Origin of the sequence: Elioraea rosea (genome assembly GCF_007644105.1) — a bacterium.
In the GTDB taxonomy this organism is placed as follows: Bacteria; Pseudomonadota; Alphaproteobacteria; order Acetobacterales; family Acetobacteraceae; genus Elioraea_A; species Elioraea_A rosea.
The window spans coordinates 23633-42289 of record NZ_VFAC01000035.1 but is presented as its reverse complement, the minus strand read 5'-3'; the positions used below and the strand labels follow the sequence as shown (position 1 = coordinate 42289).

Sequence of the window (18657 nt, the reverse complement as noted above, 5' to 3'; positions counted from 1 at the left end):
CGCGGCCCCGCAGGGCCAGGTGGCCGGCCCGCAGGAGCCCGGCGCGCCCCGGCTTCCGCCCATCCCGCGCGGCGCTCCCCCGCCCGCGGCCTCGATCGGCGTCGTCGGCCTGCCGGAGGTGTTCGAGGCCTCGGTCGCCGCGCGCGGCGTACGTCAGACGATCCAGGAGCGCCTGGCGAGGTTGAACGACGAGGCGCAGCGCGAGCAGGGCGCCTGGCGGGAGGCGCAGCAGCAGCTCGCCAACCAGCGTGCGACGCTCACACCCGAACAGCTGCGCGACCGCGAGCGCGAGCTGCAGGAGCGCATCGCCAATGGCCAGCGCGTCCTTCGCGAGCGCAACGCGCAGATCCAGCAGGCGGGCCAGCGCGCCCTGGCAGAGGTCGAGCGCACGGCGCTCTACGTGATCGGCCAGGTGGCTGAGTCGCGGAGCCTCAATCTCGTTCTCAACCGCGGCGCGCTGATCCTCGCCGTGGACGAGCTCGACATCACCGCGGCCGTCGTCGAGCAGCTCAACCGCGCGCTTCCCTCCGTGCAGGTCGAGGCGGAGCCTGGCGCGGCGCCGACACCGGCGGCGCAGCAGCAGCGCCCCGCGGCACCTGCGGCCCAGCAACGGCCGCCGGCGCAGCAACAGCAGCAGCGCCAGCAGCAGCAGCAGCGGAACTGAACGGGAGTCTTTGGCTGGAGCGTCCCGGATGCTCGGCGATCGACGCTTCTTCGCAGGCCGCGGCCCGCTGCCGCTCGCCGACGTCGCGCGCGCGGCCGGCGCCGCGTTGCCCGAGGGGGTGGATGGTACGAGGCTGATCCGCCGTCCGGCGCCGCTCGATGCCGCAGGGCCGGACGAGGTAAGCTTTCTCGAGAACGCCCGCTACGCGCCAGCGCTTGCCACAAGCCGCGCCGGGGTCTGCCTCGTCCGCGCGGCGGATGCGGCGAAGGTGCCGCCCGGCATGGTGGTGCTTGCCTGCGAGCAGCCCTATCTCGGCTGGGCGCGCGTGCTGACGCTCTTCTTTCCATCGGCCGAGCTTGGCCAGGGAAGCATCTCGCCGCGAGCGGTCGTGGATCCCTCCGCCCTGCTCGGCCCTGGCGTCACCGTGCGCGCGGGCGCCGTGATCGGCCCCCGGGCGGCGATCGGCGCGGGAAGCGTGATCGGCGAGAACGCGGCGATCGGCGAGGCGGTCGTGATCGGCCGTGGCTGCGTCATCGGCGCGCTCGCCTCCGTCTCGCACGCCATCCTCGGCGACCGTGTCGAGATCGGACCGGGCGCGCGGATCGGCCATGCGGGGTTCGGTTTCGCCCCCGGACCGGCCGGGTTCGAGACCGTGCCGCAGCTCGGTCGGGTGCTGATCGGGGACGGCGCCGACATCGGCGCGAACACGACGATCGACCGGGGCAGCGGCCAGGACACCATCGTCGGAGCAGGCTGCCGGATCGACAATCTGGTGCAGATCGGGCACAACGTGCGGCTCGGGCGTCGTTGCGTCATCGTTGCGCAGGCCGGCATCTCCGGGTCGACCATCCTTGGCGACGGGGTGATGCTGGGCGGCCAGGCCGGGCTCGTCGGCCATATCACCGTCGGTGCGGGGGCGCGGATCGGCGCCCAGGGCGGCGTGATGGCGGATGTGCCGGCGGGGGCGGACTATATGGGCAGCCCCGCGCAGCCGGCCCGGAAGGCGATGCGTGCCATTGCCGTGCTCAACCGGCTCGCCGAGACCGGGGGGCGCGGCGGCATGGCGTCCGGCAAGGACAAGGGCGGCCCCTGAGCGGGCCAGGACGTGACGGAGCGCGACGGACGATGGACGCGACGGGGACGAAGGAGGAAGCGCGGTCGGAGGCGGGACGGCGCATCGAGGCGCTCGACATCCAGCGCATCATGCATGCGATCCCGCACCGGTACCCCTTCCTGCTGATCGACCGTGTCGAGGACGTGGTGCACGACACCTCTGCGGTCGGGGTGAAGAACGTCTCGATCAACGAGAACTTCTTCCAGGGACATTTTCCGTCCCACCCGGTCATGCCGGGCGTGCTGATCATCGAGAGCATGGCGCAGACCGCGGCCGTGCTCGTCGTCGAGACGCTCGGACCGGATGCGGCGGGCAAGGTCGTCTACTTCATGATGATCGAGGGCGCGAAATTCCGCCGCCCCGTCGTGCCGGGAGACCAGATGCGCATCCACGTGCGCAAGGAGCGCAACCGCGGCAATGTGTGGAAGTTCTCGGCCGAAGCGAAAGTGGACGGCGTGGTCGTTGCCGAGGCGACCTACGCCGCCATGATCATGGACAAGTGAGCATGCCAGAGATCCACCCCTCGGCGATCGTCGACCCCGCTGCGCGCCTCGGCGACGGCGTCCGCATCGGCCCGTACTGCACGGTGGGGCCCGACGTGACCCTCGGAGACGGCACGACGCTGATCAGCCACGTCGTGATCGACGGCCATACGCGGCTTGGCGAGGGGGTGACGGTCTATCCCTTCGCGACGATCGGCCTGCCGCCGCAGCACCTCGCCTATCGCGGCGAGCCGACGCGAACCGAGGTCGGCGCGCGCACCATGATCCGCGAGCATGTGACGATCCATCGCGGCACACCGGTGGGCACAGGCGTGACCACCGTGGGCGCCGACTGCCTGCTGATGTGCGTCACCCACATCGCGCATGACTGCGCGATCGGCGACCGCGTGATCTTTGCCAACAACGCCGTGCTCGGCGGGCATGTGGTGATCGGCGAGGCGGCCGTGATTGGTGGTGCTGCGGCGATCCACCAATGGGTGCGCATCGGCCGCGCGGCGATGGTCGGCGGCGCCTCCGGCGTGGAGGGGGACGTGATCCCCTTCGGTTCGGTCCTCGGCAACCGCGCGCGCCTCGCGGGGCTGAACGTGATCGGGCTCAAGCGGCGCGGCTTCGACAGGGCGCAGATCCACCGCCTGCGCGCCGCCTTCCGCCTGCTGTTCCGTGACGAGACCGGAACGCTCGAGACACGCATGGCCGAGGCGCGCCAGCGTTTCGCCGGCGACGCGCTCGTCGAGGAGGTGCTCGGCTTCATGGCGGCGGAATCGCACCGCCCGCTCTGCCGCGCCGTGGCGCCAGACGATCTCGACCTCGGCGCCGAGGACCCCGTCGAGAGCGCTGCCTGAGGCAGCAGGCGATGCCCGGCACGCTCGGCATCGTTGCCGGAAGCGGGCCGCTGCCCGCGCGCCTTGCCGCGACGGCGCAGGCCGCGGGGCGCCGCGTGTTCATCCTCGGCCTCGAAGGCCATGCCGAACCGGCAACCATCGCGCCCTTTCCGCATGCGATCCACCGGATCGGCGCGGGCGGGCAGATCCTGGCTTCGCTGCGCGAGGCCGGCGTCGAGGACCTCGTCCTGATCGGCCCCGTCCGCCGCCCCTCGCTCCTGACGCTGATGCCGGACGCCGAGGGCGCGAAGATCCTCGGCCGCATCGGCCGTGCCGCCTTCGCTGGCGATGACGGACTGCTTGCCGCCGTGATCCGCGTATTCGAGGAGGAGGGTTTCCGCGTTCGCGGCGCGCACGAGCTGATGGAGGAGCTTGCCGCGCCGGAGGGCGTGCTCGGCAGGCATGTGCCCGACAGCAGCGCGGAGGCGGACATCGTGCGCGGCGTGGCGGTCGCGCGCGCGCTCGGCGCGGTCGATGTCGGCCAGGCCGTCGTCGTGCAGCAGGGCATCGTGCTCGGTGTCGAGGCGGTCGAAGGAACCGATGCGCTGCTCGCCCGCTGCGCGGGGCTTCGGCGCGACGGCCCGCCAGGCGTGCTGGTGAAGCTCGCCAAGCCGGGGCAGGAGGCACGGGCTGACCTGCCGACGATCGGGCCGCGAACGGTGGAGGGTGCTGCCGCGGCAGGCCTCGGCGGGATTGCGCTCGAGGCGGGGCTGACGCTGATGCCCGAGCGCGAGGCGACGGTCGCGGCGGCCGACAGGCTCGGCCTCTTCCTCGTCGCGCGCCGCTTCGGCTGAACCGGAAGGGGATCGTTCCGATGATGTATGCAACGGTCAGGCTCGACGGATCGGTCGTCGTCGCACGCGTCGATCGCGACGCGGGGCTTGCCTGGCCGCTTGCGCTCGACCCCGGCGAAGCCGCCCTCGGTGTCGCGGCCCTTGCGCGCCGTGCCGCGGAAGGGCAGGCCGCGCCAGCCGAGCGCGATGCCGTACCGCTTGCCTCGCTCGCGCTTCTCGCGCCCGTGCCCCGGCCCGCGCGCAACATCTTCTGCGTCGGCAAGAACTACCACGAGCATGCAGAGGAGTTCGCGCGGTCGGGCTTCGACAGCTCCGCCGCCGCGGGCGCGGTTCCGAAGGCGCCGATCATCTTCTCGAAGGTGCCGGAGAGCGTAATCGGCCCGGGCGAGACCATCCGGATCAACGCCTCCGTCTCCATGGCTGTGGACTACGAGGCGGAACTTGCCGTGATCATCGGCCGCGGCGGCAGGGGGATCAGCCGGGACCGCGCGCTCGATCACGTCTGGGGCTACACGATCGTCAACGACGTCACAGCGCGCGACCTGCAGGGCCGCCACAGCCAGTGGCTGATCGGCAAGAGCCAGGACACGTTCTGCCCGATGGGCCCCTTTGCGGTGACGGCCGACTCGCTCGACCTCGCCGACACCGCGATCACCTGCGAGGTGAACGGAGAGCCGCGGCAGGCGAGCAACACGAAGCTGCTGATCTTCGACGTGCCGACGCTGATCGCCACGCTTTCCGCCGGCATCACCCTGATGCCGGGAGACGTGATCGCGACCGGAACGCCGGCCGGCGTGGGCATCGGTTTCGACCCGCCGCGCTACCTGAAGCCGGGCGATGTCGTGCGCGTCACCGTCGGCGGCATCGGCACGCTCGAGAACCCGGTCGGCGCCGCTTGACTGCGCCTCGCAACGGAACTGTCACGACGCGGCCTGTTCTGCGGCACGCGGGCCCGCGCTAGCCTCGCTGCATGTCCGACCTCGGGGAAGTCGATCTCGCCATCGTCGGTGCCGGCATCGTGGGGCTTGCCCACGCGCTTGCCGCCGCGCGGGCGGGACTGCGCGTGGCGGTGCTCGAGCGCGAGGCGCGGGCCAATGGCGCGTCGGTACGCAATTTCGGGTTCGTCACGGTCACGGGCCAAGGGGCGGGGGATACCTGGCGGCGCGCGCGGCGCGCGCGCGACATCTGGGCCGAGGTCGCACCGCGCGCGGGAATTGCCGTGCTGCATCGCGGGCTCATCCTCGCCTGCCGTCGAGCCGAGGCCATGGCGGTTGCGGAAGAGTTCGCCGCCGGACCGATGGGGGCGGGTTGCCGCCTTCTCACGCCCACTGAGCTGGGGAGCTTCGGCGTGTTCGCCGACGGTCTCGCGGGCGGGCTCCACTCGCCGCATGAGCTCCGCGTCGAGCCGCGGGAGGCGCTGCCGAAGCTCGCATCCTGGCTGGAGGCCGAGCATGGCGTGCGGTTCCTGTGGCGGACGCATGTGCGCGCGGTCGACCCGCCCGCGGTGGAGACGAGCGCGGGAAGGCTCCGCGCTTGCCGCGTGGTGGTTGCACCCTGCAACGATTTCCTGTCGCTGTTTCCCGAGACGATCGCCGCCTTCCGGCCGGTTCGCTGCAAGCTGCACATGCTTCGCCTGCCGGATCCGGGCTGGCGGCTGCCGGCCACGGTGATGAGCGATCTCGGCCTGGTGCGCTATCTCGGCTACGCCGATGCGCCGTCGCTTCCCGCCCTTCGCGCGCGCCTCGAGGCGGAGCAGCGTGCGCAGCTCGAGGACGGCATCCACCTCATCGTCGTGCAGTCGGCTGACGGTTCGCTCGTCGTCGGCGACAGCCACCATTACGGCGACACGCCCGACCCGTTCATGCCTGAGGCAGTCGATGCGCGCATCCTCGCGGAAGCGCAGGCGGTTCTCCGCCTCCCGCGGGAGATGCACCCCATCGAGCGCTGGATCGGCGAGTACCCGTCGGCCGACGTGCCGGCCTTCATCGCCGCACCGATGCCGGAGGTTCGCGTCGTGATGGTCACCTCCGGTACGGGCATGAGCACCGCCTTCGCGATCGCCGAGGAAACCCTCGCCGGCCTCGCCGTCCGGACCGCCACGGAGTAGCACCGATGCCAGCCCCGCTCTATGCCGGCCCGATCAAAGCCGTGGTGCTCGACTGGGCCGGCACGGTGGTCGATCACGGCTCGCGCGCGCCGATGGGCGCCTTCGTGCGTGCCTTCGGCGCGTTCGGCGTCACGATCGACATCGTGGCCGCGCGCGCCCCGATGGGCCTGCCGAAATGGGACCACATCTGGGCCGTCGGCACGACGCCGCGCGTGGCGGAGGCCTGGCGCGCACGGCACGGCCGCGACTTCGACAAGAACGATGCCGACGAGATCTTCGCCGTGTTCGAGCCGATGAACACGGCCTCTGTGCGCGACCATGCCGACATGATCCCCGGCGCCGTCGAGGCGATTGCCGCGCTGCGTGCCAGGGGGCTGCGCATCGGCTCGACCACGGGATACACCCGCCCGATCATGGATGTGCTCGCGCCGATCGCCGCGGCGGCCGGCTACGCGCCCGACAACATCGTGTGCGCTGGCGACCTCGCGGCGGGGCGGCCCACGCCGCTGATGATGTATCGGTGCTTCGCCGATCTCGGCGTGTGGCCGGCCGCCGCGGTGGTGAAGGTCGACGATACCGAGCCCGGGATCGCGGAAGGCATCGCCGCGGGGTGCTGGACGGTGGGCGTGTCTCTCTCAGGCAACGGAGCCGGGCTGTCAGCCGAGGAGCTGGCGGCGCTCCCGGCCTCCGAACGCGACGCGCTGCGCGAGCGTGCCGCCGCGCCGCTGCGCGCGGCAGGCGCGCACCTTGTCATCGACAGCATCGCCACCCTGCCCGACGCAGTCGCCACGCTTTCGGCCCGCGCCGAGCGGGGCGAGGCGCCGTGACGACGTAATGGAACTGAAACCGTGTCGTCACGCGCCTGACACGGCTCCCGGAGGAAACTGATGCTGGCCGGTGGCACCGCCGCGCCACGCCATCATTCCGTCTCCGGGGGAACACCGCATGCTTCGCCGCCCGCTCCTTGCCGCGCTCGCAGCGCCGCTTCTTGCCACCCTGCCGATCGCCGTCGCCGACGCGCAGCAGCGCACGCGGCTGACGGTCTACACGGCACTCGAGAACGAGCAGCTTCCCGAGTTCAAGCGCGCGGCAGAGGCGGCGCTGCCTGGGATCGAGATCGTCTGGGTGCGCGACAGCACGGGCATCGTGACGACGCGGCTGCTTGCCGAGAAGGAGAACCCGCGCGCCGACGTGATCTGGGGTCTGTCCGTGTTCAGCCTGCAGCGGCTGGAGCAGGAGAACATGCTGCTGCCCTACACGCCCTCGGGCGCCGAGGCCCTGCGGCCGCAGTTCCGCTCCTCCGCCTCGCCGACGACCTGGATCGGGATGGACGCGTTCGTCTCCGCCGTCTGCTTCAACACGGCCGTCGCGCGCCAGCGCAACCTGCCGACGCCGTCGACCTGGGCCGACCTGCTCGACCCCGCCTATCGCGGGCTGATCGCGATGCCGAACCCGGCCTCGTCCGGAACGGGGCTTCTGACGATCGCGGGCTGGCTCGGAACGATGGGCGAGGAGCAGGCCTGGGCCTTCATGACGAAGCTGCACGAGAACGTGGCCGTCTACACGCACAGCGGCAGCGCGCCCTGCAACAACGCCGCGCGCGGCGAGTACGCCATCGGCCTGTCCTTCGACATGCGGGCGGTGACGCTGAAGAACCAGGGCGCGCCGATCGAGATCATCGTGCCGAGCGATGGCGTCGGCTTCGACCTCGAGGGTGCGGCGATCGTGCGCGGAACGCGAAACGAGGCCGCCGGCAGGCGCTTGATGGACTACGCCGCGAGCGAGGCGGCCATGGCGCTCTACGGCCGCTACTACGCGCTGCTCGGCCACCCCGGCGTGACGCCTTCGGTGCAGGGCTATCCGGCTGCGTTCGCAGAGCGTCTGGCAAAGGTCGATTTCGGCGAGGTCGCGACCAACCGTGACCGCATCCTCGCCGAATGGTCGCGCCGGTTCGACGCGAAGTCCGCACCGCGGAACTGAGGCGTGCCGGATATCGCGGCCGCGCCGCGGAGCGACAGCGCGGCGCGCCAGGTGGAGGCCCCGCCTACGGCCGGGGCCTATCTCGTCGCCGAACGGCTGACCAAGCGCTTCGGCAGCTTCACCGCGCTTGACGACGTCTCGCTCGCGATCGCACGCGGCGAGTTCGTCTGCTTCCTCGGGCCTTCCGGCTGCGGCAAGACCACGCTCCTGCGCGCCATCGCCGGGCTCGATCCGCAGGACGAGGGGCGCATCGTCCAGGACGGGCGCGACGTCTCCGCCCTGTCGCCGAGCCGTCGGGATTTCGGCATCGTCTTCCAGTCCTACGCGCTGTTTCCGAACATGACCGTGCTCGCCAACGTGGGCTACGGGCTGTCGGCGCAGGGCAGGAGGAGATCGGAGGTCGAGACCCGGGCGCGCGCGCTGCTCGACCTCGTCGGCCTCGCAGACCAGTGGTGGAAGTATCCCGCGCAGCTCTCCGGCGGGCAGCAGCAGCGCGTGGCGCTTGCCCGCGCGATTGCTATGAACCCGGGCCTGTTGCTGCTCGACGAGCCGCTCTCGGCGCTCGATGCGCTCGTGCGCGTCCATCTCCGCGCGGAGATCAAGTCGCTGCAGCGCCGCCTCGGCATCACCACCATCATGGTCACGCATGACCAGGAGGAGGCGCTCTCGGTCGCTGACCGGATCGTGGTGATGAACCGCGGGCGGATCGAGCAGGTCGGCACGCCGGACGAGGTCTACCGCACGCCGGCGAGCTTCTTCGTCGCAGGCTTCGTCGGCCACATGAACGCGCTTCCGGGAACGGTGACGGATGCCGGAACCGTCGCTGTCGGCCGCGCGCTGATCGCAGCCGATGCGGCGCGCGACTTTCCCACCGGCGCGGCCGTGCAGGTCTGCATCCGCCCGGAGGACATCCTCGTGCATCCCGGTGCGCAGAACGGCACCTGGCTCGCGACGGCGGTGCGGGGCATCGAGTATCTCGGCTCGATCGCACGGGTCTCGCTCGAGGCGCATGGCCTTCCGCTGGTCGCTGAAATGTCGGATGCCGCGCTGCGCAGCCTCGGCCTCGTGCCCGGCGTCTCGATCACGGTCTCGATCGCGCCGTCCCGCGTGCTGCTGTTCCCGCGCGCCGATGCGACCAAGGCATGACCGCGGCCGCGCGTGCGGCGCAGCGGGTCCGCCCCGTCCGTTCGACGGACGACGTTGTCCTCATCGCGGTCGTCGCGCTCGGTGGGCTCTTCCTCGCCGTCGCCCTTGCCGCGCCGCTCGGGGCGCTTCTCGCCAAGAGCTTCCAGGACGAGGCCGGGCGGTTCGTCGGGCTCGCCAACTACATCCGCTACGTCGAGACCCCCGCGCTTCTCGGCTCGCTCTGGAACAGCCTCTGGGTCGCGGCGCTGACGACAGCGATCGTGCTGCCTCTTGCCTTCGGCTACGCCTACGCGCTGACGCGCAGCGCGATGCCGGGAAAGGCGTTTTTCCGCGCCATCGCGCTTCTGCCCATCCTCGCACCGTCGCTGCTGCCTGCGCTCGCGCTGATCTATCTCTTCGGCAACCAGGGCATGCTGAAGCCGCTCCTGATGGGCGGCACGATCTACGGGCCGGCAGGCATCATCGTGTCGGAGGTGTTCTACTGCTTCCCGCCCGCGGTGCTGATCCTCGCCACCGCGCTTTCCGGCGCCGATGCGCGGCTCTACGAGGCGGCGGAGGCACTGCGCGCCTCGCGCATCCGGGTGATGCGCACGGTCACGCTTCCGGCGGCGCGCTACGGCATGGTCTCTGCAGGGTTCGTGGTGTTCACGCTGGTGATCACCGATTTCGGCATCCCCAAGGTGATCGGCGGCTCGTTCAACGTGCTCGCGACGGATGTGTACAAGCAGGTGGTTGGGCAGCAGAACTTCCAGATGGGTGCGGTGGTCGGCATGGTGCTGCTTGCCCCCGCCGTACTCGCCTATCTCGCCGATGGCTGGGCCCGCAGGCGGCAGACCTCCTCGGTCTCGGCCCGCGCCGTACCCTACGTGGCCAAGCGCAGGCCCAAGCGCGACGGGCCGCTCCTCCTCCACTGCGCCGTGATCGCAGCCCTCATGCTCGGCTTGATCGGCGTCGCCGCCTGGGGAAGCCTGATCACGTTCTGGCCGTGGAACCTCTCGCTGACGCTCGCCAACTACGAGTTCGGCCGGTTCGACAGCGCCGGCTGGGGAAGCTGGTGGAACAGCGTCACCCTCGCTGCCTGGACGGCCGCGATCGGCGCGCCGCTCGTCTTCGTCTTCGCCTACGGGATGGAGAAGGCGAAGACAGTACCGGCGCTTGCCGGCATCGTGCGCTTCGCCGCAACCGTGCCGCTCGCCGTGCCCGGCCTCGTGCTCGGCATCGCCTACATCTTCTACTTCAACGCCCCGGCCAACCCGGCGGGCTTCCTCTACGGCACGACGGGCATCCTCGTGCTGAACTCGATCGTGCATTTCTACACGGTCGGCCATCTCGCCTCCGTCACCGCGCTGAAGCAACTCGACCCGGAGTTCGAGAGCGTCGCGGCGAGCCTCAAGGTGCCGGTGTGGCGAAGCTTCCTCGCCGTGACTGTGCCGATCTCGCTTCCCGTTATCCTCGACGTCGCGATCTATCTCTTCGTCAACGCGATGACGACCGTCTCGGCGGTGGTGTTCCTCTATGCGCCCGACACCAAGCCTGCCTCCGTCGCGCTCGTGCAGATGGACGAGGCGGGCCAGGCGAGCGCTGCCGCGGCGATGGCGATCACCATCCTCGCCACCTCCGCCGCCGTGAAGGCCCTGCATGTCTGGACGGACGGGGTGATTGCGCGGCGCACCCAGGCGTGGAGAAGCAGGTAGGGATCAGCCTCGGTAGAACGCGCTGAGGGCGGGATCGAGCCCGACCGGCGCGCGCGGCGCCTGGCGGGGCAGGGACGGGGAGAGCCGCACCAGCGCCTCGGCAAGCGACACCGCCGCCGCCGTGCCGTCGATCAGCGGCACGGGGGTTTCCGGGGCGAGGAGGCGCGCGACGCCAGCGAGCGGCCCCCCGGCGACGATGACCACCTCCGCGCCGTCCTCGCCGATGGCCTCCGCGACGAGCTGGCGGACCAGTGGCACCGCCTCCTCCGCGACCCGCCCGGGGTCGCCAGAGAAGGAGGGTCCCATGCGGAACCCGGAGCAGCGGCCGCGCAGGCCATGCAGGTCGAGGCACATCTCGAACATCGGCTGCAGGTCGCGCGTGAAGCTCACCACCCCGAAGCGCTTGCCGAGCATGCAGGCGGCGTGGAATGCGGCCTCGGAGATGCCGAGGACGGGGACGCCCGCGAGCATCTTCGCGGCATCGAGCCCGGGGTCGCCGAAGCAGGCGATGATCGCGGCATCGTAATGGCCCGCCCGCGCACCGAGAGCCGCAAGCGTCGCGGTGCCAGCCACCTGCCAGTCTGCCCGCGTGACGATGAGCGGCAGGCCGAACGGGGCGGTCATCGCCTCGACCACCGTCCCGGGCGCGGCGGCGGCGCGCGCCTCTGCCTCGATGCGGGCGGTGACCGCGTCGGTCGTGTTGCTGTTGACGAGGAGCAGGCGCATGCGGGCCCTCAGAACTGGCCGCGCTGCAGCCGGAACACGTCCGGGTTCAGCGGGTCGGCGACATAGGCGAGGCGGAGGCCGAAGGGCCGCGGGCCTGTGCCCGAGGCGGGCGGGCCGGGGAGGATCTGCAGCTGCGCCATCCGCCCCTTCTCATCGAGCCCGCGGAAGACCAGCGTCGAGCCGTCCGCCAGCGCCACGCCGCCCGCCACCGTTCCCGGCCGCCAGGCGAGCGCTGCGAAATGTGCCCGAAGCGCCTCTGCCGCGTTCACCAGCGCCTCGGGCCGCGCCGAGGCATCGGCAGGCGGGCCCCAGAGGATCGTCACCTGGATCAGCCGCTTCGAGCGGTGCCCGAGGATGTAGGACACGCGGGCCGTGCCGGCATCGGGGATCAGGTCGGGCACGTTAAGCGTGAGCACCTGGGTGCGCTCGACCGGTGTCTGTTCGCTCGCGATCCGTTCCGCGGCCTGTGCGAAGTCGCGCCGGATCGCGGCGCGCGTCTCGGCCTCCGTCATGCCGAAGCGTGCGGAGCGGAAGCCTTCGATCGCCGCTGCATTCTCCGGCGCAGGCGCATCCGGGGCCTGGGCGGGCGCGGGGGCTTGCGCTGGCGCGGGTGCAGCGGGCGCCTGGCTGCGCTGCTGTGCGGCGAGCGGCATGGCGAGACAGAGAAGTGGTATGATGAGGATCACGCGTCGCATGGCCCAACGATGCCGCATGCGTGGGCAGGTTGCTACTCCGAAGCGTGACGCGCCCGTGTCGCTCGCGTATCCTCGCGCGGGAGGAGTTGCGCGTGGCGGTCCCGACGATCCTGTCAGAGAAGCGCACGATGCGTTCGGCGAACGGGCCTTATCCGCCCGATTCGCTGATCCCCGAACGCGTGTCGGGCACCGAGATGCTGTGTGGCCTCTCCACCTACGAGGTCGACTTCATTACCGACGAGACCGCCATGGCGCCGGCGGACATGCTGGGCAAGACCGTCGGCCTGTCGCTCGGGCCGGAGGACGGCACGGCCGCATCGGTGCATGGGCATGTCGTGGCGCTCCGGCTCGGTGATTTTCTTGGCGGGCAGTACGGCGCAAGCTACCGGCGCGTCTCGTGCCGGCTCGTACCGTGGTTCTGGTTCCTCGGCCACACGCAGGATTGCCGCGTATTCCAGAACAAGACCGTCCAGGAAATCCTCGAGACGCTGTTCGGCGATGCCGGCTTCAGCGATTTCACCTTCGCCCTGCAGGGCTCGCTCGATCCGCGCGAGTACGTCATCCAGTACAACGAGACGGACTATGCCTTCGCCTGCCGGCTGATGGCGGAGGAGGGGCTCGTGTGGTGGGTCGAGATGGCGCTCGACAAGCACACGCTCATCATCACCAACCACAATGACGGGCTGAAATCGCCGCAGGGCGGGGAGGCGCTGAAGCTGGTGCCGCGGGACCTCGCGAAGGTGCGCGAGGCCTACGAGAGCTGGCAGGTCGAGCATCGCTGGAAGCCCGGCAAGGTGGCGACCGCCGACAGCGAGTTCCGCGCCATCTCGACCGACCTGACGAACGAGAAATCCTCCGTCCTCGGCCTCGATCTCGCCGACAAGTTCGAGGTGTTCGTCTGGCCCGGCCGCTACCGGACGACCGCGCGCGGTGACAGCCCCGCCGCGCGGACCGATGGCGAGCCGGTCGCGCAGCGCATGATCGAGGAGGTCGAGGCCGATTCGCTCCGCGCCCAGTTCGATACCGAGTCGCACCGCCCGATGCTCGGCATCCAGGTCGACCGGCGCGAGACGACCGACGATGGTGAGGCGCCGAAACTCTTCTTCATCGAACGGCTTGAACGGCTGATGACGGATGAGAGCCACCTGAACGCGCGCGCGACGCCGGTGTGCCGCACGCAGGTGACGGTGATCTCTCCCGACACGCCCTACCGCAAGGCGGCCGCGGTGCCGCCGCGCACCGTGCCGAACCTGCTCGTCGGCACCGTCGTCGGCCCGGCCGGTGAGGAGATCCATGTCGACGAATACGGCCGCGTGAAGGTGCAGTTCCACTGGGACAGGCTCGGCCAGGGAGACGAGAACGCCTCGTGCTGGATGCGGCTTTCGCAGGCCTGGGCGGGGCAGGGCTTCGGCATCATGCACTACCCGCGCATCGGAACGGAGGTGATCGTCGGCTTCCTCGATGACGACATCGACCAGCCCGTCGTGCTCGGCACGCTGCACAACAACGAGACTCAGGTGCCGATCCCGCTTCCCGACGAGAAGACCAAGACGGGCATCATGACCCGCTCCTCCCCAGGCGGAGGGGCGTCCGACTTCAACGCGCTCGTGTTCGACGACAAGGCGGGAAGCGAGAAGATCTTCTTCCAGGCGCAGAAGGACTACGAGCGGCTGGTCAAGAACAACGAGAAGGTCACCGTGAAGGTGGACCGCGAGCTGACGGTCGACGGCAAGCAGAAGCACATCACCAAGGGGGACTACGACTTCACAGTCAAGCAGGGCAACCACAAGGTCGAGATCAGCCAGGGGAATTTCGACACCAAGGTCGGCATGGGCAACATGTCGCTGAAGGTGTCGATGGGGAACCTGACGACCAAGGTGGATCTCGGCAAGATCGACACCGAGGCGATGCAGGCTATCGAGTTCAAGGTGGGCTCGAGCTCGGTGAAGATCGACCAGATGGGCGTGACCATCAAGGGCATGATGGTGAAGATCGAAGGCACCGTGATGCTCGAGGCCAAGGGCCTGATGACCAAGATCAACGGTGACGCGATGATGATGCTGAAGGGCGGCATCATCATGATCAATTGAGCCGCCCATGAACGCGCCCCGCCCCCCCGTGAAGCTCGCCTCCGCCGTTCTCGAGACGGTTCTCGAGCGCGCCGATCTCGCGCCGGAGGCAGCGGCCACAGCAGCGGGAGCGCCCGATGCGGCGGCCGCGCTGCTGCGCATCGTCCAGGCAGGCATGATGGCCGATGCCGCACGGTTCATGGCGCATGCGCTGCCGAAGCGAGAGGCGGTGTGGTGGGCCTGCATGTGCGCGCGCGCCACGGCGCCCGAGGCGCCGCCCGCCGATGCCGCGGCCCTCGTCGCGGCAGAGGCGTGGGTGCGCAAGCCGGAAGAGGAGCTCCGGCGGGAGGCGATGGCCAGGGCCGAGGCGGCGGGGTTCCGCAGCCCGGAGGCCTGGGCCGCCGTCGGCGCGTTCTGGTCAGGCGGGAGCATGGCGCCTGCCGGCCAGCCGGTCGTGCCGCCGGCGGAGCATCTCACGGGCGTCGCCGTCGCCGGGGCCGTCTCGCTTGCCGCCGTGCGCCGCGAGCCAGAGAAGGCGGAGGCGACGCTGCAGCGCTTCATCCAGAGCGGGCTCGACATCGCCGCAGGCGGGTCGGGTCGGATCGCCTGACAGGCAGGGGAGAGGAACGATGTTCCCCGCGGCGCGACTGACCGATATGCATGTCTGCCCCATGTTCACCGGGCCGGTGCCGCATGTCGGCGGGCCGATCGTCGGGCCCGGCGCGCTGACGGTTCTGATCATGAACCTGCCCGCGGCGCGGGTGACCGACATGTGCGTCTGCGTCGGCCCCCCGGATGTGATCGTGAAGGGCTCGGCGACGGTGATGATCATGAACCTCCCGGCGGCGCGCCTGCTCGACAACTGCGCCCATGGCGGAATGATCGTCGGCCCGGGCGCGCCGACCGTGCTGATCGGCGGGTGAGGAGGGCAGGGTGGAGCTGATCCTCTCCGTCGTCCGCTGCCCCGATGCCGCCGTTCCGGCCACGAGACGGGTGACGGGCGGCGAGATCACCATCGGCCGCGGCGAGACCGCCGACTGGGTGCTGGCCGATCCGAACCGGCATCTCTCCAAGAACCACTGCACGATCGCCTTCCGCTCGGGTCGGTGGACCGTCACCGATCTCTCCACCAACGGAACGTTCCTCGACCGTTCCGCCGAGCCGATCGGCCGCGGCGGCACGGCCCCCTTGCGCGACGGCAGCCGGCTGACGCTGGGCGAGTACGAGATCGAGGTTCGGATCGAGGAGCGTGCCCAGCCTGGCGCCGGGGCCGGCGCCAACCCCTTCGCGGACGATCCGTTCGCGCCTCCCGCGCAGCCTCCCGCGCCGTTCCAGAATGACCCGTTCGGGCGCGACCCCTTCGCCGTCGAGCCGCCCTCGCGCCCCGTCTCGACCGACCCGTTCGGCGGGCTCGGCGGGCCGCAGGGCGGGGGCGGACCGACCCTCCCAGACGACTATGATCCGCTCGCCGACATCCAGGGCGGCGACAGGCTGTCCGACCCCTCCTGGACCACCTCGGGAAGCAGGCCGGACCATACGCCCGCCGCGTCGGATGCCTTCGTTCCGCCTGTCGTCAAGACCGCCATCCCCGATGACTGGGACCTCGACCTTCCCCAGGCGGCACCGGCGCCGTCCGCACAGCCCGAACCCGCGCCGTCTCACCAGGCGCGGGAGGAGGGCTTCGGGAGCCACGAACCGCCGCCGCCTCCGCCCCGGCCAGCGGTGCCAGAGCCTGCGACGCACGCCCCGCAGCCCGCCGCGGCGCCTGCGGCGCAGGGCGGCGAGGAACTGCTCACCGCCTTCCTAAAGGGAGCGGGGCTGCCCGACCTGGTCCGCCGCAGCACCGTTCCGCCCGAGGAACTGATGCGCGGCCTCGGCGCCGCGTTCCGCGCTTTCGTCGAGGGCCTGCGCGAGGTGCTGATCACGCGCGCCTCGATCAAGAGCGAGTTCCGCATCGAGCAGACGATCATCGCCGCGCGCGGCAACAATCCGCTGAAGTTCAGCCCGAGCGTCGAGGATGCGCTCGCCGCGATGCTCGGCGAGAGCCGCGGCGCCTTCATGGATGCCGAGACGGCGGTGCGCGACAGCCTCGACGACATCAAGCACCACGAACTCGCCACCATGCAGGCCATCCAGGCGGGCCTGCGTGCCGTACTCGCGGAGATCGAGCCGGGCAAGCTGCGCGAGGAGGCAGAGGCGCAGGGCGGGCTCAGCCTCGTTCCGGCGCAGCGCCGTGCCCGCGCCTTCGACCTGTTCGAGCAGCGCTTCGCCGCACTCCTGCGCGATGCCGACAGCAGCACGGATGGGACCTTCGCCCGCGCCTTCGCCCGCGCCTACGAGGCCGCGGGCGGGCGCGGGTGACGCAACAGCAAGGGAGGAACGGTATGGGAGGTTCAGGTGCGGCGAGGCTCGCCCGGCGCGGTCTCCTGCTCGGCGGCGCGGCGGGGCTCGTCATGGCCGGCGGGCAGCCGCCGCCGCCCGTCGTCGACCTCGCGATCACCATCGGCCCCGCGGTCAATCCGGGCATCGACGGCAGGCCGCTTCCGGTCGCCGTCCGCATCTACCTCCTCTCGGCCGCAGGCAAGTTCGAGGGGGCGGACGTGTTCGCGCTGATCGAGCGCGAGCAGGCCACGCTCGGCGCCGAGCTGATCGCGAGGGAGGAGCTCACCTTCACGCCCGGCTCGACGCGCCAGGTGACGCGCGAGGCGGACAGCCGCACCCGCTTCCTCGGCGCCGCCGTTCTGTTCCGCGACATCGACCGCGCGCGGTGGAAGGCGATCGCGCCCGTCGCGTCGACCGGAACGACGCGGCTTCGCCTGAACGCCGACAGGCTCGAAGCAACGCTTACGCAGGCGGGCTGAACCGGTATAGTCTCTGCAACCGCAACGCGCGGGTGCTGGACGCAATCGCCACCAAAACGGGATGACCTGACACCGCAATGTTCTGGCAGAACAAGGTCGTCTGGCACGAGGGCATGTTCCTGCGTGCGCAGCACTTCCAGCAGCAGGATCGCTACCTCGAGGCGCTCGTGCGCGGCACCGCGACTGCGCTCGCCCCCTTCGCGTGGGGCTTCACCGCGCTTGCGATCGACCGTGACCTTCTCGGCACCGGCCGCTTCGCGCTCTCCTCCGCGACCGGCCTGCTCGAGGACGGAACGCCCTTCGCCATCCCCGGCGAGGCTGACCATCCGCCGCCGCTCGACCTCGGCGAGACGGTGCGAAACTGCCTCGTCTATCTCGCCGCCCCCGTCCGCCAGGCAGGCGGGCTCGAGATCGCGGCAGACGGCCCCGAGGCGGCGGCGACGCGCTTCGCCCCCGTCGCCTACGAGGCGTTCGACGCGCACTCGACGAGCCCGACGGCGGCCGAGCTGCAGGTCGGGCGGCTCCGGTTCCGCTACATGCTCGAGACGGAGGACCGCGCGGGCTATCTCGGCCTTGCCGTCGCGCGCATCCAGGAAGTGCTGCCCGACCGCCGCGTGGTGCTCGACGAGCGGTGGATTCCGCCCGCGCTCGTCGCTTCCGCCACGCCACCGCTCGTCGGCCTGCTCAACGAGCTCACAGGCATGCTGCGCCAGCGCGCAGAGGCGATCGCCGCGCGTCTCGGCCAGCCGGGCGCGCGCGGCGTCGCCGAGGTGGCTGACTTCATGCTCCTGCAGGCAATCAACAGGGTCGAGCCCGTGCTCGCGCACTGGGCCGGCGCGGGGCTCGTCCACCCCGAGGCGCTCTACCGAACGCTCGCCTCGCTCGCGGGCGAGCTCGCGACCTTCACCGAGGCGCAGCGCCGCCCGCCGCAGTATCCCGCCTATCGACACGAGGACCTGCAGAGGAGCTACGCCCCCGTCGTCGCCGACCTGCGCAAGTCGCTCTCCGCCGTGGTCGAGACCACCGCCGTGTCGATCCCGCTGCAGGAGCGGCGGCATGGCGTGCGCGTCGGCCCGTTGACGGACCGGAACCTTCTCAAGGCGGCACAGTTCGTTCTGTCGGTGCAGGCCGACATGCCTGGCGAGCAGCTCCGGCGCGTCTTCCCCAACACGGTGAAGATCGGCGCCGTCGAGCATATCCGCGAGCTCGTCAACGTCGCGCTGCCTGGCATCGCCATCCGCCCGCTTCCCGTCGCTCCGCGGCAGATCCCGTTCTATGCCGGCGCCACCTATTTCGAGCTCGACCGTGGCTCGCCGCACTGGGCGCAGATGCAGACCTCTGGCGGCTTCGCGATCCATGTGTCGGGCGACTACCCGAACTTGAAGATGGAACTCTGGGCGATCCGAGGCTGAGGGAGGGGCGC

The 18657-nt window shown here is 70.8% G+C and carries 19 protein-coding genes; 17 read left to right on the top strand and 2 right to left on the bottom strand.

The annotated features are described in order from the left end of the window. The 11 genes from FIF60_RS17400 to FIF60_RS17350 all read left to right on the top strand — a co-directional run. Nucleotides 1–664: OmpH family outer membrane protein (locus tag FIF60_RS17400; protein WP_204251234.1), on the top strand; the 664-nt coding region annotated here is incomplete at its 5' end. A 28-nt stretch (nucleotides 665–692) separates the two neighbouring features. Then, nucleotides 693–1757 (top strand): UDP-3-O-(3-hydroxymyristoyl)glucosamine N-acyltransferase, encoded by a 1065-nt coding sequence (gene lpxD / locus FIF60_RS17395; protein WP_144299557.1) that lies wholly within the window; start codon nucleotides 693–695, stop codon nucleotides 1755–1757. Between the two features lie 32 nt (nucleotides 1758–1789). Then, complete coding sequence (gene fabZ, locus FIF60_RS17390; protein ID WP_144299556.1) at nucleotides 1790–2281, top strand: 3-hydroxyacyl-ACP dehydratase FabZ; 492 nt, start codon at nucleotides 1790–1792, stop codon at nucleotides 2279–2281. Nucleotides 2282–2283: 2 nt separating this feature from the next. After that, nucleotides 2284–3123 (top strand): acyl-ACP--UDP-N-acetylglucosamine O-acyltransferase, encoded by an 840-nt coding sequence (gene lpxA, locus FIF60_RS17385; RefSeq protein ID WP_144299555.1) that lies wholly within the window; start codon nucleotides 2284–2286, stop codon nucleotides 3121–3123. 11 nt (nucleotides 3124–3134) lie between these two features. Beyond that, nucleotides 3135–3956, top strand: a complete 822-nt coding sequence (locus FIF60_RS17380; protein WP_144299554.1) for an LpxI family protein — start codon at nucleotides 3135–3137, stop codon at nucleotides 3954–3956. Between the two features lie 20 nt (nucleotides 3957–3976). Continuing rightward, complete coding sequence (locus FIF60_RS17375; RefSeq protein WP_144299553.1) at nucleotides 3977–4855, top strand: fumarylacetoacetate hydrolase family protein; 879 nt, start codon at nucleotides 3977–3979, stop codon at nucleotides 4853–4855. A gap of 71 nt (nucleotides 4856–4926) precedes the next feature. Continuing rightward, nucleotides 4927–6063, top strand: coding sequence for a TIGR03364 family FAD-dependent oxidoreductase (locus FIF60_RS17370; protein ID WP_144299552.1), 1137 nt, complete (start codon nucleotides 4927–4929; stop codon nucleotides 6061–6063). A 5-nt stretch (nucleotides 6064–6068) separates the two neighbouring features. Further along, entirely contained in the window at nucleotides 6069–6890 is an 822-nt protein-coding gene (phnX, locus tag FIF60_RS17365) for a phosphonoacetaldehyde hydrolase (protein ID WP_144299551.1), read from the top strand. Between the two features lie 118 nt (nucleotides 6891–7008). After that, complete coding sequence (locus FIF60_RS17360; protein WP_144299550.1) at nucleotides 7009–8043, top strand: putative 2-aminoethylphosphonate ABC transporter substrate-binding protein; 1035 nt, start codon at nucleotides 7009–7011, stop codon at nucleotides 8041–8043. 3 nt (nucleotides 8044–8046) lie between these two features. Beyond that, nucleotides 8047–9189 (top strand): putative 2-aminoethylphosphonate ABC transporter ATP-binding protein, encoded by a 1143-nt coding sequence (locus tag FIF60_RS17355; protein WP_239451692.1) that lies wholly within the window; start codon nucleotides 8047–8049, stop codon nucleotides 9187–9189. Next, the gene (locus FIF60_RS17350) at nucleotides 9186–10883 is read left to right on the top strand and encodes a putative 2-aminoethylphosphonate ABC transporter permease subunit (RefSeq protein WP_144299549.1); all 1698 of its coding nucleotides are present in this window, start codon (nucleotides 9186–9188) and stop codon (nucleotides 10881–10883) included. The genes FIF60_RS17355 and FIF60_RS17350 overlap by 4 nt, the downstream gene beginning before the upstream one ends. A gap of 3 nt (nucleotides 10884–10886) precedes the next feature. On the opposite strand, the gene FIF60_RS17345 is transcribed toward FIF60_RS17350, so the two are convergent. Together FIF60_RS17345 and FIF60_RS17340 are read right to left on the bottom strand one after the other, a co-directional pair. Continuing rightward, a complete protein-coding gene (locus tag FIF60_RS17345; RefSeq protein ID WP_144299548.1) occupies nucleotides 10887–11609 on the bottom strand; it encodes an aspartate/glutamate racemase family protein in 723 nt (240 codons plus the stop codon). Between the two features lie 8 nt (nucleotides 11610–11617). Then, complete coding sequence (locus FIF60_RS17340) at nucleotides 11618–12304, bottom strand: hypothetical protein (RefSeq protein WP_144299547.1); 687 nt, start codon at nucleotides 12302–12304, stop codon at nucleotides 11618–11620. A 92-nt stretch (nucleotides 12305–12396) separates the two neighbouring features. Here FIF60_RS17340 and FIF60_RS17335 point away from each other — a divergent pair, with 92 nt between their 5' ends. The 6 genes from FIF60_RS17335 to tssK all read left to right on the top strand — a co-directional run bounded on the left by FIF60_RS17335 (nucleotide 12397) and on the right by tssK (nucleotide 18646). Next, nucleotides 12397–14394 (top strand): type VI secretion system Vgr family protein, encoded by a 1998-nt coding sequence (locus FIF60_RS17335; RefSeq protein WP_144299546.1) that lies wholly within the window; start codon nucleotides 12397–12399, stop codon nucleotides 14392–14394. Nucleotides 14395–14401: 7 nt separating this feature from the next. Beyond that, nucleotides 14402–14983, top strand: a complete 582-nt coding sequence (locus FIF60_RS17330) for a DUF6931 family protein (protein ID WP_144299545.1) — start codon at nucleotides 14402–14404, stop codon at nucleotides 14981–14983. 19 nt (nucleotides 14984–15002) lie between these two features. Next, on the top strand, nucleotides 15003–15296 hold the full coding sequence (locus FIF60_RS17325; RefSeq protein WP_144299544.1) for a PAAR domain-containing protein: 294 nt from the start codon (nucleotides 15003–15005) through the stop codon (nucleotides 15294–15296). Between the two features lie 10 nt (nucleotides 15297–15306). Then, nucleotides 15307–16734 carry a type VI secretion system-associated FHA domain protein TagH gene (tagH, locus tag FIF60_RS17320; RefSeq protein WP_144299543.1) on the top strand — a complete coding sequence of 476 codons (1428 nt, stop codon included), beginning with the start codon at nucleotides 15307–15309 and terminating at the stop codon, nucleotides 16732–16734. A gap of 23 nt (nucleotides 16735–16757) precedes the next feature. Beyond that, nucleotides 16758–17234, top strand: a complete 477-nt coding sequence (gene tssJ, locus FIF60_RS17315; RefSeq protein WP_144299542.1) for a type VI secretion system lipoprotein TssJ — start codon at nucleotides 16758–16760, stop codon at nucleotides 17232–17234. Nucleotides 17235–17311: 77 nt separating this feature from the next. Then, complete coding sequence (gene tssK / locus FIF60_RS17310) at nucleotides 17312–18646, top strand: type VI secretion system baseplate subunit TssK (protein WP_144299541.1); 1335 nt, start codon at nucleotides 17312–17314, stop codon at nucleotides 18644–18646. Nucleotides 18647–18657 lie beyond the last annotated feature (11 nt).

Excerpts from the sequence above, each read along its gene's own strand:
- lpxD (WP_144299557.1), top strand. The coding sequence starts at position 693 with ATGCTCGGCGATCGACGCTTCTTCGCAGGCCGCGGCCCGCTGCCGCTC.
- fabZ (WP_144299556.1), top strand. The coding sequence starts at position 1,790 with ATGGACGCGACGGGGACGAAGGAGGAAGCGCGGTCGGAGGCGGGACGG.
- lpxA (WP_144299555.1), top strand. The coding sequence starts at position 2,284 with ATGCCAGAGATCCACCCCTCGGCGATCGTCGACCCCGCTGCGCGCCTC.
- FIF60_RS17380 (WP_144299554.1), top strand. The coding sequence starts at position 3,135 with ATGCCCGGCACGCTCGGCATCGTTGCCGGAAGCGGGCCGCTGCCCGCG.
- FIF60_RS17375 (WP_144299553.1), top strand. The coding sequence starts at position 3,977 with ATGATGTATGCAACGGTCAGGCTCGACGGATCGGTCGTCGTCGCACGC.
- FIF60_RS17370 (WP_144299552.1), top strand. The coding sequence starts at position 4,927 with ATGTCCGACCTCGGGGAAGTCGATCTCGCCATCGTCGGTGCCGGCATC.
- phnX (WP_144299551.1), top strand. The coding sequence starts at position 6,069 with ATGCCAGCCCCGCTCTATGCCGGCCCGATCAAAGCCGTGGTGCTCGAC.
- FIF60_RS17360 (WP_144299550.1), top strand. The coding sequence starts at position 7,009 with ATGCTTCGCCGCCCGCTCCTTGCCGCGCTCGCAGCGCCGCTTCTTGCC.
- FIF60_RS17350 (WP_144299549.1), top strand. The coding sequence starts at position 9,186 with ATGACCGCGGCCGCGCGTGCGGCGCAGCGGGTCCGCCCCGTCCGTTCG.
- FIF60_RS17345 (WP_144299548.1), bottom strand. The coding sequence starts at position 11,609 with ATGCGCCTGCTCCTCGTCAACAGCAACACGACCGACGCGGTCACCGCC.
- FIF60_RS17340 (WP_144299547.1), bottom strand. The coding sequence starts at position 12,304 with ATGCGACGCGTGATCCTCATCATACCACTTCTCTGTCTCGCCATGCCG.
- FIF60_RS17330 (WP_144299545.1), top strand. The coding sequence starts at position 14,402 with ATGAACGCGCCCCGCCCCCCCGTGAAGCTCGCCTCCGCCGTTCTCGAG.
- FIF60_RS17325 (WP_144299544.1), top strand. The coding sequence starts at position 15,003 with ATGTTCCCCGCGGCGCGACTGACCGATATGCATGTCTGCCCCATGTTC.
- tssJ (WP_144299542.1), top strand. The coding sequence starts at position 16,758 with ATGGGAGGTTCAGGTGCGGCGAGGCTCGCCCGGCGCGGTCTCCTGCTC.
- tssK (WP_144299541.1), top strand. The coding sequence starts at position 17,312 with ATGTTCTGGCAGAACAAGGTCGTCTGGCACGAGGGCATGTTCCTGCGT.